Origin of the sequence: Jidongwangia harbinensis, assembly GCF_020216025.1 — a bacterium.
In the GTDB taxonomy this organism is placed as follows: domain Bacteria; phylum Actinomycetota; class Actinomycetes; order Mycobacteriales; family Micromonosporaceae; genus Actinoplanes; species Actinoplanes harbinensis.
Genome location: NZ_JAIWNC010000026.1, coordinates 143,736 through 155,476 on the forward strand (window position 1 = coordinate 143,736; position 11,741 = coordinate 155,476).

General features: G+C 71.7%; 12 protein-coding genes. 8 read left to right on the forward strand and 4 right to left on the reverse strand.

All coding sequences use genetic code 11. From position 1 onward, the window contains the following. Positions 1 to 21 precede the first annotated feature (21 nt). The 4 genes from LDL48_RS28930 to LDL48_RS28945 all read left to right on the forward strand — a co-directional run bounded on the left by LDL48_RS28930 (position 22) and on the right by LDL48_RS28945 (position 5,797). Positions 22 to 1,005: an ABC transporter ATP-binding protein gene (locus LDL48_RS28930; RefSeq protein WP_225258389.1), complete on the forward strand. Its 984-nt coding sequence runs from the start codon at positions 22 to 24 to the stop codon at positions 1,003 to 1,005. A gap of 3 nt (positions 1,006 to 1,008) precedes the next feature. Continuing rightward, entirely contained in the window at positions 1,009 to 1,755 is a 747-nt protein-coding gene (locus LDL48_RS28935; RefSeq protein ID WP_225258390.1) for an ABC transporter permease, read from the forward strand. A gap of 82 nt (positions 1,756 to 1,837) precedes the next feature. Continuing rightward, the gene (locus LDL48_RS28940) at positions 1,838 to 2,971 is read left to right on the forward strand and encodes a magnesium and cobalt transport protein CorA (protein WP_225258391.1); all 1,134 of its coding nucleotides are present in this window, start codon (positions 1,838 to 1,840) and stop codon (positions 2,969 to 2,971) included. 240 nt (positions 2,972 to 3,211) lie between these two features. After that, positions 3,212 to 5,797, forward strand: a complete 2,586-nt coding sequence (locus tag LDL48_RS28945) for a lipopolysaccharide biosynthesis protein (RefSeq protein WP_225258392.1) — start codon at positions 3,212 to 3,214, stop codon at positions 5,795 to 5,797. Between the two features lie 49 nt (positions 5,798 to 5,846). Here the strand turns inward: LDL48_RS28945 and LDL48_RS28950 are convergent, their stop codons facing one another. The 3 genes from LDL48_RS28950 to LDL48_RS28960 form a co-directional block, all read right to left on the reverse strand. Further along, complete coding sequence (locus LDL48_RS28950; protein ID WP_225258393.1) at positions 5,847 to 6,326, reverse strand: GNAT family N-acetyltransferase; 480 nt, start codon at positions 6,324 to 6,326, stop codon at positions 5,847 to 5,849. 14 nt (positions 6,327 to 6,340) lie between these two features. Further along, entirely contained in the window at positions 6,341 to 7,324 is a 984-nt protein-coding gene (locus LDL48_RS28955) for an alpha/beta hydrolase (RefSeq protein ID WP_225258394.1), read from the reverse strand. Positions 7,325 to 7,438: 114 nt separating this feature from the next. Further along, positions 7,439 to 7,906 carry an Lrp/AsnC family transcriptional regulator gene (locus LDL48_RS28960; RefSeq protein WP_225258395.1) on the reverse strand — a complete coding sequence of 156 codons (468 nt, stop codon included), beginning with the start codon at positions 7,904 to 7,906 and terminating at the stop codon, positions 7,439 to 7,441. Positions 7,907 to 7,977: 71 nt separating this feature from the next. Here LDL48_RS28960 and LDL48_RS28965 point away from each other — a divergent pair, with 71 nt between their 5' ends. The 3 genes from LDL48_RS28965 to LDL48_RS28975 are packed head-to-tail and all read left to right on the forward strand — an operon-like array spanning position 7,978 to position 9,309. Then, positions 7,978 to 8,451, forward strand: coding sequence for a DUF2000 domain-containing protein (locus LDL48_RS28965; RefSeq protein ID WP_225258396.1), 474 nt, complete (start codon positions 7,978 to 7,980; stop codon positions 8,449 to 8,451). A gap of 51 nt (positions 8,452 to 8,502) precedes the next feature. Further along, positions 8,503 to 8,934: a response regulator gene (locus tag LDL48_RS28970; protein WP_225258397.1), complete on the forward strand. Its 432-nt coding sequence runs from the start codon at positions 8,503 to 8,505 to the stop codon at positions 8,932 to 8,934. Positions 8,935 to 8,976: 42 nt separating this feature from the next. Continuing rightward, on the forward strand, positions 8,977 to 9,309 hold the full coding sequence (locus LDL48_RS28975) for a PRC-barrel domain-containing protein (RefSeq protein WP_225258398.1): 333 nt from the start codon (positions 8,977 to 8,979) through the stop codon (positions 9,307 to 9,309). Positions 9,310 to 9,488: 179 nt separating this feature from the next. Here LDL48_RS28975 and LDL48_RS28980 read toward each other — a convergent pair whose 3' ends face one another. Next, the gene (locus LDL48_RS28980) at positions 9,489 to 10,505 is read right to left on the reverse strand and encodes a 3-oxoacyl-ACP synthase III family protein (RefSeq protein WP_225258399.1); all 1,017 of its coding nucleotides are present in this window, start codon (positions 10,503 to 10,505) and stop codon (positions 9,489 to 9,491) included. A gap of 1,039 nt (positions 10,506 to 11,544) precedes the next feature. Here LDL48_RS28980 and LDL48_RS28985 point away from each other — a divergent pair. Beyond that, on the forward strand, positions 11,545 to 11,741 hold a 197-nt coding region (locus LDL48_RS28985), incomplete at its 3' end, for a helix-turn-helix domain-containing protein (RefSeq protein WP_372472214.1).

Genomic DNA, 11,741 nt, shown 5'->3' on the forward strand with positions numbered 1-11,741 from the left:
ACGGTTTCTACCGTCAATCTCATGATTGAGACGCAGGAGCTGACGAAGCACTTCAAGGACGTGCGGGCGGTGGACGGCATCAGCCTCACCGTGGCGCCCGGTGAGCTGGTCGCGCTGCTCGGCCCGAACGGCGCCGGCAAGTCCACCACGCTGCGCATGCTGACCACGCTGATCCCGCCCACCGCCGGCTCCGCCCGGGTGGCCGGATTCGACGTGGTGCGACAGCAGCGCCAGGTCCGGCAGCGGATCGGCTACATCGGTCAGGGCAACGGTGCCGCGCACAGCCAGCGCGGACGGGACGAGCTGATCAGCCAGGGGCGGGCGTACGGGCTACGGGCTCCGGCGGCGCGCCGGCGGGCCGCCGAACTGGTCGACTCCCTCGGGCTCGGCGAGGTCGCGGACCGTACCGTCTCGACGCTCTCCGGCGGCCAGCGCCGCCGGCTGGACATCGCCATGGGCCTGATCCACGCGCCGGAGCTGCTCTTCCTGGACGAGCCGTCCACCGGCCTCGACCCGCAGAACCGCGCCAACCTGCAGGAACACATTTTGGCGCTGCGGGCCCGGCAGGAGACGACGATCGTGCTGACCACGCACTACCTGGACGAGGCCGACTCGATGGCGGAGCGGGTGATCGTGGTGGACCACGGCCGGGTCATCGCCGACGACACCCCGGAACGGCTGAAGGCGGAACACGCCGGTGACCGGATCACGCTGGGCTTCGACCACGAGACGGACGCGGCGCGGGCGGCGTCGGTGCTCACCGTGGGACGGGTCCACCGGTACGGACCCCGGCTGGAGATCGCGGTTCCGGGCGCGCCCCGGCTGGTCCCGGGCATCCTCGACGATCTCCGGTCGGCCGGCGTCGGGGTGACCGAGGTGGAGGTCACCCGGCCCACGCTCGACGACGTCTTCCTCAACCTGACCGGCCGCAGCCTGCGCGAGGGCGGCGCCGCACCGGGATCCGAGACCGGGTCCACCCGCACCGACGAACTCGTGGAGGCCTGAGTCATGACATCGCTCGTCACCGACACCCACACCGTGTTCAGCCGCGAGCTGCGCCCGGTGCTGCGCAACCCGTTCACCGTCGTGTTCAGCATGGTGCAGCCGCTGGTGTTCCTGGGGCTGTTCGCACCGCTGCTGCCGGACGTCGCGGGCGGCTCGGCACTGCAGTGGTTCGTACCCGGCATCATCGTGATGTCCTGCCTGTTCGCGACGTCCATGACCGGGTCCAACCTGCTCTTCGAGATCCAGACCGGCTCGCACGAACGGATGCTGGTCACCCCGCTGCGGCGCCCGGCGCTGCTGCTCGGCCGGGCGCTGAAGGAGATCGTGCCGATGGTCGCGCAGGCCGCGCTGATCGTGGTGGTCTGCCTGCCGTTCGGGTTCCGGCTCAACCTGGCCGGCGCGGTGCTCGGCATGGTCATCCTGGCCGTGTTCTGCCTGGGCCTCGGCGCACTGTCGTACACCCTGGCACTGGCCGCGAAGAACCAGGAGTGGCTGTTCTGGACCGTGCAGCAGACCCTGCTGTTCCCGCTGTTGCTGCTGGCCGGCATGCTGCTGCCGATCGACGGCGGGCCGGGGTGGCTGCGGACCATGTCGGCGTTCAACCCGCTCACCTACGTGGTGGACGCCCAGCGCGCGCTGTTCAACGGCGACATCTGGGCGTCGACCACGCTCACCGGGGCGCTGGCGGCGGCCGGGGTCGGCGCGCTCGGCCTGTGGGTGGGCGTCCGGGCCATGCAACGCTCGGACTGAGACCGCGCTGCGCGCCTGGCGGCGGCGGATGCCCGGCACCGATACCTTTCTCCGCGGACGAGCGGAACCGGAGGTCGGGCGAATGTTTCGATGGTTACCGCGCCGGCGGGCGCAGAGCGCCCCGCCGGCGCTGACGGACCTGGTGACCCGGCCCCTGGGCCGGCTCATCGACAGCCTCACCGGCACCGGCGGCCGGCCGGAACCGTCGCCGCGGCGCGGTGCCACGGACGCGGTGGTGGACTGCGCGGTCTACGCCGACGGGGTGCGCCGCCCCGGCGCGCTGCACTACGCCGAGGCGGCCCGGCACGTGCGGCGGCACCGCGACGCGTTCGTCTGGCTCGGCCTGCACGAGCCGGACGCCGCCACCATGCGTGCCGTGGCCCGCGAGTTCCGGCTGCACGAGCTGACCGCGGAACAGTCCGCGGTCGGCGGACACCGGCCGGTGGCGGAGAGCATCGGCGACGTGACCCGGCTGGTGCTGCGGACCGCGCGGTACATCGAGCACGAGACGCTGACCGAGACGTCCGAGGTGGTGGACACCGGTGACGTGACGGTCCTGATCGGCGACCGCTTCGTGATCACCGTGCGGCACGGTGCCCCCGGCGCGCTGTGGCACGTGCGCCAGGGGCTGGAGCAGCGGAAGACGCTGCTGGACGCCGGGCCGTGGTCGGTGGCGTACGCGGTGTGCAGCGCCATGGTCGAGGGGTACCTGGACGTGGCCGGGCATGTGGAACGCGACCTGGAACGGCTGGAGGAGGCCGCGTTCGTGCCCGACCGCTCCCCCGGCATCGCGCAGATGTACCAGCTCAAGCGCGAGATGGTGGAGTTCAAGCGGGCGGTGCTGCCGTTGCAGGAACCGCTGCACCGGATGCTCGACCAGGCCGACCTGCCGGTGGTGCTGCGGCCGTACTTCGTCGACGTGCGCGGCCGGCTGGCCCGGGCGGTGGACCGGGTGGCCGGATTCGACGATCTGCTGAACTCGATCCTGCAGGCGCGGCTGGCGCAGGTGGCCATCGACCAGAACAACGACATGCGCAAGATCGCCTCGTGGGCCGCGATCGCCGCGGTGCAGACCGCGATCGCCGGGGTGTACGGCATGAACTTCGAGCACATGCCGGAGCTGACCTGGACGTACGGTTACCCCGGCGTGCTCGCGCTGATGGCCGTCGCCGCGGTGCTCCTGCACCGCCGCCTCAAGCGTGCGGGCTGGCTGTGACACTGCGTCAGCGCTGAGACCAAGCTCACCCGGGGTGTCCGGGCGAAACGGTCGTTGCCGGTGTGACCAGGCAAAACGGCCGGGACCTCAGGCGCATCAGGGATAGGCCGAACGGGTGCCCCGGCCCGTCCGGACGCGGTCCCGGCACCCCGGAAGGTGAGCGCATCTCGGACCCTCCGCCCTACCGCCCGAATACGGCGCGTTACTACCTTTTGATGGTCCGATCAATGGGGGGTACGTGTGACCGCGACCGAGGCGATGCCACAGAGCGGCGAGCGAGGACCGGCGCCCGCCCGTACCGGAATCCTGGCGAAGCTCAAGGGTCACGTGGACCTGTTCCTGAACGCCGGCTCACTGATGGCCACCACGGCCATCACGTCGCTGTTCGGCTTCGCGTACTGGTGGCTCGCCGCGCGTACCGCACCCACCGAGGCCGTGGGCCAGGCATCCGCCGCGGTGTCGGCGATGACGCTGATCGGCACGATCGGCATGTTCGGCATGGGCACCATGCTGATCGCCGACCTGCCCCGGCTGGTCGGCCGGAAATGGGAACTCATCTCCACCTGCCTGCTGGTGGCCGGCAGCGCGGCCACGGTGGGCGGCCTGGTGTACGTGGCGCTGGCCCACCTGGCCATACCGGGACTGCAGAACGCGCTGGGCAGCACCGCGGCCACCGTGCTGCTGGTCTTCGGCATCGCGCTGAACGCCATGACGCTGGTGCTCGACGAGGCGCTGGTGGGCCTGCTCGCCGGGCCGATGCAGCTGATGCGCAACGCCTGGTTCTCGGTCATCAAGCTGGCGCTGCTGGGCGGCCTGGCGCTGCTGCCGTTCACGCTGACCGGCGGCCACCTGCTGCTCACCTGGATCGCCGGGATGGTGCTGTCGGTGGCCATCCTCGGCCGGGCGCTGCGCCGCCGCGGCATGATCGACTCGGTCCGCCCACGGCTGTCCCTGCTGCGCGGCCGGGGCCAGGCCACGTTCGACCACAACCTGCTCAACCTGGCCACCTACCTGCCCCGGGCGGCGCTCCCGCTGGTCGTGACCGCGGTGCTGTCGGCCGAGGCGAACGCGGCGTTCTACACCGCGTTCATGGTCACCTCGTTCCTCGCCATGGTGCCGGGCAACGTGGCGCTCACGCTGTTCGCGGTGGCCAGCGGCGACCGGGCGGCGCTGCGCTCCAAGGTCCGGATGGGCCTGCTGATCTGCCTGGTGGTGGGCCTGCCGGTGGCCGTGTTCACCGGCGTCTTCGCCCGGCCGATCATGTCGATCTTCGGCGAGGCGTACGCCGACACGGCCTCGACCGCGCTGGCGATCCTGTCGCTCAGCTACCTCCCGTTCGTCTTCCACCACTTCTTCCTGGCCATCTCCCGGGTGCAGGGCACGGTCCGCGGCGCCGGCATCTTCTCGGTGTTCGCCGGGATCGCCGAGCTCGTCGCCGCCTGGTACGGCGGCACCCACGGCGACCTCACCGACCTGGTCGGCTGGGTGGTCGCGGTGATGGCCCTGGAGATGGTGCTGGTCGCGCCGACCGTGCTGCGGGTGGTACTGCCGTCCCGTCAGTCCGCCGAGACCCCGAAGGGAACCATGTCCGCCACCAAGCTGACCCTGCACGAACGCGCCTGGCTGCCGCTGGAGTACATCCGTACCGTCGGCCCGCTGACCGGCGTCACCGCCCAGCGCCTGCGCAACGCGCTGATCGGCCTGCACGAGGCCGACCCGACGCACCGCGCGGTGTCCCGGCTGGACCGCTCCGGCGGCCGCTGGCTGCACATGGACCGGCCGACGTTCGGCGCGTACGTCCAGGACGCGGTCACCGACCTGGGCGACGGCCCGGTGGACGTCGACGCGATGACCCGGCAGTTGCAGGCCGAGCCGCGGGCGCACCACCCGGTGCGGATCCTGGTCGGCGGCGGGTACGTGGCGATGAAGGTGGCGCACGCGTACGGCGACGCCGGTCCGGTCAACACGCTGCTGCGCGAACTCGTCCGCGCGGCCGCCGACGAACGGGCCGCCCGGATCGAGGCGATGCCCCGGGTGTTCGCGCTGCCGAAGGCGTGGTGGAACCAGTTCGGCCGGTCGCCGGGCCGGTGGCGGGACGCGCTGAAGATGGCCCGTACCCCGCACGTCGAGACCGGTGAGCTGCGGCCGTGGACGGCCGGGCTGACCGTGGTGAGCGCCCGCTCGGCCGACGTACTGGGCAAGATGCGGGTCTGGCGGGACGGCAACGCGCCCGGCGTGACCACCTCGGCGATCACCTTCGCCGCGTTCACCGCCGCGCTCCGCGAGCTGGGTTTCCGGCCCGACGAATCGGGCGCCACGTTCCTCGCCGACGCCCGCCGCTACCTCGGCAAGGACGTCACCGTGGGCAGCAACTTCTGCTTCGGGCCGTGGCTCGCCCCGGGCAACCTGACCGACCCGGCGGCGATCCACACCACGCTCAAGGCGGAACTGGCCACCGGCGGCATGCTCACCATGATGCTGCTGCGCGAGCTGAAGCTGTCGGTGACCGGCGCGCCCGGCATGCCGGACCCGTACCCGACCGAGGCACCGGCCGAGCCGCGGCCCCGGCTGACGTTCAGCAACCAGGGCCGCCACGACACGCTCGCCGACCTGCCGTGGGCGATCGACTCCGCGGGCCGGGTCAACCTGAGCGTGCCGACGCTGAACGGTCCGGAGGGCATCACGCTGACCACGTCGGAGATGGGCGGGGTGCTCCACCTGGAGGCCACATTCCACGCGACCACGTACGACCCGCAGATGGTGGCCCGCGCCCTGGAGCTGGTCTGCACCGACCCGGCCGCCCTGATCATGGCGGCGGCCCGGTAGTTCTCGGAGAGCGCGCGGCCGGCCGCCCCCGCCGGCCGCGCGCTGTCCGTCACAGCTTCTGATACATCACGTGCAGCCCGACCAGGCCGTGCACCGGGTGCCGGAACGCCTCCGGCACCGTGGCCAGGATCTGAAAACCCAGAGACCGCCACAGGTGTACGGCCACCGCGTTCGTCTCCACCACGGCGTTGAACTGGATCCCGTGGTACCCACCGGCCCGCGCCCACCCGATGACGTACGTCCCGAGGGCGCGTCCCACGCCGCGCCCGGGCCGGTCCACCATGAAACTGGCGGTGGCGATGTGCGCGCCACGGCCGGGCCGGTTCGGTCCCATCTTCGCCGAGCCGAGCACCTCGCCGTCGTCCACCGCCACCACGGTGCGGCCGGGCGGCTGCTCCATCCACCACGGCTCCGCCTCGTCCGGCCCGAGTCCCTCCGGGAAGGCGTACGTCTCCCCCGCCTCGACGATGCGCCGCCAGAACGGATAGATCCTCGGCCAGTCCGCGGCGGTCGCTTCCCTGATCTCCACCCCGCCGACCCTAGTCAACCCAGGGTGGCCGGGCGTCCCTCGTACAGGTCGACGAAGAGCGGCAGCAGCTCGGCGGCGCCGAGGGCGGACCCGTCCACGAAGTCGTGCCCCGTGCCGATCCCGCCGGGCAGCGTGAGCCGCCGCAGGCTCAGGTCGTTCGCCCGGCTCAGGCGCTGGGTGACCGCCACCGCCCGGGCCGGGTCCACCACCTCGTCACCGTCGGCGGTGACCACCGCGACGCTCGCCAGGTGTGCGTTGCGCGGCTCGTCCCGCAGGTTCGCGGTGATCCGCAGATACTGCCCGAGGCCCGCGTACGTGACGTCGGAGCCGGCCACCCGCCGGTCCGGCAGCCAGCGCAGCCCGTACAGGACGGTCACCGGCCGGATCTGGTACGCCGCCGCCCGGTCCGGGTGCGGCGCGAAGAACGGGGCCATGACCAGGGCGTGCCGTACCGCGTCCGTGCGGTACTGGGCGAGCCAGGTGGCCAGGACCCCGCCGCCGGAATGGCCGGCCACCCCGACCTCGGCGCCGAGTCCGGCCGCCACGTCGAGGCCGGCGCTGGCATGGGCGACCAACTCACCGGCGTCGTTCGCCCGGTGCGCGCCCGGATCGGACTCGCCGTGCCGGGGTGCCCGCGGGACGTACACGTTGTAGCCGCGCTCGAAGAACCGCCGGGCCAGACCGGACATCTGCCTCGGGCACCCGGTGTAGCCGTGCAGCAGGAGGACGGCCTTCGCGGTGCGCGTACCGTGGCTGAACACCTGGCTGCGGCAGGCCGGCAGCACCGCGGCGTTGCCGCGGTCCGCGTCCGCCGCCCGCCCGGCCTCGGCCATCGCGGCCGCGTAGTCGAGGCTCCGCGGGGTGGCCGTCCGCAGGTCGTCGCTGCCCAACGGCCACAGGTACACCGCCGCCACGGCGACCGCCACGAACGCCGGAGTGGCGAGCCGGCCGGTACCGAGCCGGACCCACCACCGCTTGCCGTCCGCGGACCGGTCCATGCCTCAGTCGTAGAAGGTCGGAGCCGCGTTGTCCCGCCCGGACCCGGTCCCGGCCGGCATCCGGCGCCAACGTGCAGCGATCCGGCACTTTCGGCCCCACCGATGTGGCGCCACTCACCCGGTCACCGGGCGGATCCGGTCGTTGCGCAGGTGCTCGTACACCACCGACGTGCGCACGTCGGCCACGTGGGCGTGCTCGGTGAGCCGGTCGATGACGAACGCGTACAGGCTCTCGTTGTCCGGCACCGCGACGTGGATGAGGAAGTCCTCGGTCCCGGTGGTGACGAAGACCCCGAGCGTGTCCGGCAGCGCCGCGGCCCAGTTGCGGAACGCCTCGATGTTGCGCCGCGACGGCGGCCGGATCCGCACCGCGATGAGCGCCTGGACCGGACGGCCGATCGCGGCCAGATCGACGTTGAGGCTCGCGCCCCGGATCACGCCCCGCTCACGCAGCGCCCGGGTGCGGTCCAGCGCGGTGGTCGGCGAGACGCCCACCGCGGCGGCGATGTCCCGGTTGGTGCGCCGTGCATCCTGCTGCAGTTCCCGCAGGAGCGCCGTATCAAGTTCGTCGAGATGCGCCATGACCGCACCCTAGCCGGATTAAATACGGATTGCTTGCTCTGCATCCGCCGAAGTGCCTAGCGTTTCTGCTCATGAGCGCATCACATCAGGTACGTTTCGAGCCCGACGAGATCCGCACCGATGAACCGACCCGGTCCGCGCGGCTCAAGTGGGTGATCGTGGTGGACGAGGCACTGCCGCCCGGCCGCGCGGTCAACGCCGCGGTCTGCGTCGCCGCGGCCACGTCCGTGTCGGTCGGCGGCCTGCTCGGCCCGGACGCCAAGGACGCCGACGGCGCCGTCCACCCCGGACTGCCGTGGGCCGGCTGCGCCGTGCTGAGCGCACCCGCCGAGCGCCTGGCCGCACTACGGGAGCGGGCCGCCGGCTCGCTGGGCGTGTACGTCGCCGACATGCCGGTCGCCGCGCAGGCCACCCGGGTGTACGACGACTACCGGCAACGGGTCGAGGAGACCGGCGGTGCGGACCTCGCGTACCACGCGGTGAGCCTGGTCGGGCCGCGCAACCGGATCGACAAGCTGGTCCACCGGCTGCCCCTGCTGCCCTGACCCGGGCCACGGGCCTATGCTTGCTCCACTGCAAATAGAGGGAGCCCCGTGGTGCGCAGTCTCCAGATCCTGATCGTCGATGACGACGACGCCGACGCACTGATGATCGAGGAGGCGCTGGAGAACTCGGAGACCACCACCGTGGTGAGCCGGGTCGCCGACGGCCGCGAGGCGCTCGACTACCTGACCCGCGCCGCCCCGTACGAGGCGGCGCACCGGCCGGACCTCATCCTGCTGGATCTCAACATGCCGCGGATGGACGGGCGCGAAACGCTGGCCGCGATCAAGAGCGACGAACGGCTCAAGGCCATCCCGGTGGTCATCCTCACCACGTCGGGCGCCGAACCGGACATCACCTCCAGCTACCAGCACCGGGCCAACGCGTACGTGACGAAGCCGTTCAACCTCGACGACTTCGAAGCGACGGTACGGCAGATCGACCGCTTCTACCGCGAAGTGGCGGTCCTGCCCCCGGGCGACTGACACCTCGTGTACGGCCGCGCGGCCCGGGGTAAACCCCATCCCATGACGGATCTCGGAGAACCGCAGTCGTTCCTCGTACTCGAAGACGGCACCCCGGTCTACGACCGCTCCGGCAGCACCGTCGGCACCGTGGCACACGTGCTCGCCGACGACGCGCAGGACGTCTTCCACGGGCTGATCATCAAGACCGGCCAGGGCCACCGGTTCGCCACCGGCGACCAGGTCGACGGCATCTACGCGCACGGCGTCATCGTGTCCCAGCCGGCCGACCAGCTGCCCGAGCCGAGCGAGGACGCGGCGGCCCGGGCGGCGGACGACGACAAGACCGGCGGCGGCCTGCGCCGGGCGTGGGAGTGGCTGATCCAGCCGAAGTGAACGCCGGGCGTTCCGCTTCGCGGCGTGACCGGCGCTGGTGTTTCGACGCTGGTGTTCGACGCTGGTGTTCCAGTGGAGCGCTCCAGTGGTACACCAGCGTTGCTACGAGCACCTGATAACCACGCTGGTGTACCACCGAGGCGCGCGTCGTGTGGATCGACCGGCCGCGCCGGCGTCGACTAGCCGTGCCAGCGCAGCACGGACGCGCCGACCGCCATGCCGCCGCCGAAGCCGGCCAGCAGCACCAGGTCGCCGTCGGCGAGGGCGCCGGAACGGGCCGCGGCGTCCAGGGTCACCGGCACCGAGGCGCTGCCCACGTTGCCGAAGCGGTCCAGTGTCAGGTGTGTGGTGGCGCCGTCCAGCTGGGTCGAGTCCACCAGTTCCTGCAGCATCACGCCGTTGGCCTGGTGCGGGACGAAGTGGTCGATGTCCTTGGCGTGCAGCCCGGCGCGCTCCAGCATGCCGGCGAGTACCGGCGGCACGTGTTCGGCGACGAAGCTGCGTACCCCGCGCCCATCCATCTTGAAGAAGTGGTCGCCGTTGGCGACCGTCTCCGCGGACGCCGGCAACCGGCTGCCGCCGGCGTCGACCCGGATGAGCCGGTGCGCGGCGCCGCGGCTGACCAGCTCGGTCGCCACGATGCCGTAGCCCTCCGGCACCGCGCCGACCACCGCGGCACCCGCGCCGTCACCGAACAGCACGGCGGTGCGGCGGTCGTCGAAGTCGAGGATCCGGGAGTACACATCGGACGCGATCACCAGGACCTTGGCTCCCGGCTGCACCGTCACCAGGCTGCGGGCCAGCGCCAGACCAAAGACGAACCCGGCACAGACGACGTTGATGTCGAAGCACGCGGCCCGCTCGGCGCCGATCAGATCCTGCACGATGCTCGAGGTCGGCGGTTGCGGAGCGTCACCGGTCGAGGTGGAGACGATCAGGTAGTCCAGGTCCGCGGCGGTGATGCCGGCCCGCTCCAGGGCACCCGCCGCGGCCTTCGCCGCGAGGTCCGAAGCAGCTTCCTCCGGCGCCGCGAAACGACGCGCCTCGATCATCGTCTTGCGCGTGATCCACTCCGGGTCGGCGTCCTTTACCAGCGTCGCAAGCTCGGCATTCGTGACTTCACGGGCCGGAAGGTACGACCCGGTGCCGAGGATTCCGACGGCGACGGGCGACGAGTTCGGCTGATCCGATGACATGCCATGCACCCCAGGTGTGTGGTCCGCGGGACAAGGCAGGCCGGGAGATGACTGCCCATGTCGATCGTCGGTCAGCCGTCACCGAGAGTCATCATCCGTGCGGGGGGTCCGTTGGCCCGCAAGGCCCCCTACGGATGGTCCGACGAGATCTTGGATCATCCGTACGCACAGTCGGCGGTCGCCCGTCCGTTCGGCGGGGCCGGCGAACCTTCGCTGTTCTGTGGCCGGACCGGCGCTCAACGGTGGCCATGTCCGGTTCGGTCGCGCGGGCAACCGCCTCATTTCGGGCGTGTTTCTGGAGTGGTTCGGAGCTTCGGGGCAGGGGTCCGGGGTGTGTCACCTGCCACCTCGGGCCGCCGCGCTCTGCGACATTCGGTGTCCGGGAGAACCTGGTTGCTCCGATCGTCCGGGTGTCCGCTCTCCGGGGGTTGCCGGCCCGTGGCGCGTGTGGCTCTGGGGTGCGACGTGCGCCGCACCTCCCCACACGTGGGGCGCTGAGACCGTGTCGATTCGCGACACGCAGAGCACCCCAGCTCCCCACACCACGCACGGGCCACGGGCGCGTGTCGATTCCCGGCACGCACCGCACCCCACCTCCCCACGGCAGGCGCGGGCCACGGGCGCGTGTCGATTCCCGGCACGCACCGCACCCCACCTCCCCACGGCAGGCGCGGGCCACGGGCGCGTGTCGAATCCCGGCACGCACCGCACCCCACCTCCCCACGGCAGGCGCGGGCCACGGGCGCGTGTCGAATCCCGGCACGCACAGCACCCCAGCTCCCCACACCACGCACGGGCCACGGGCGCGTGTCGATTCCCGGCGCGCACAGCACCCCAGCTCCCCACGGCAGGCGCGGGTGGTCACGTGGCGCGCCGGATTCTGCACCGGGTGCAGGGCGTGTCGGTTCGTGGCGTGGAATTGCTGCCCGCTGGAGGTGCGCGTCGGGCGGGCGGTTTGTCGAAGTTGTGGACCCGTGGTCGCCTAGGCGATTTCAAGGTTTGGATGCAACACCCACGTTTCTGCAGGTAGGAGTGGGTTGTGGCAGGGAGATTGTCGGCGTTGGAGCGGGAACGGATCGGGTTAGGGCGGGCGGCGGGTGAGTCGGTCGGGCAGATCGCGCGGTGTTTAGGGCGGGCGCCGTCGACGGTGTCGCGGGAGGTTGGCCGGTTCGAGAGGTACGGCCAGCAGTACCTGCCGTCGGCGGCGGACTGGGCGTCCTGGTTACGGCATCGCCG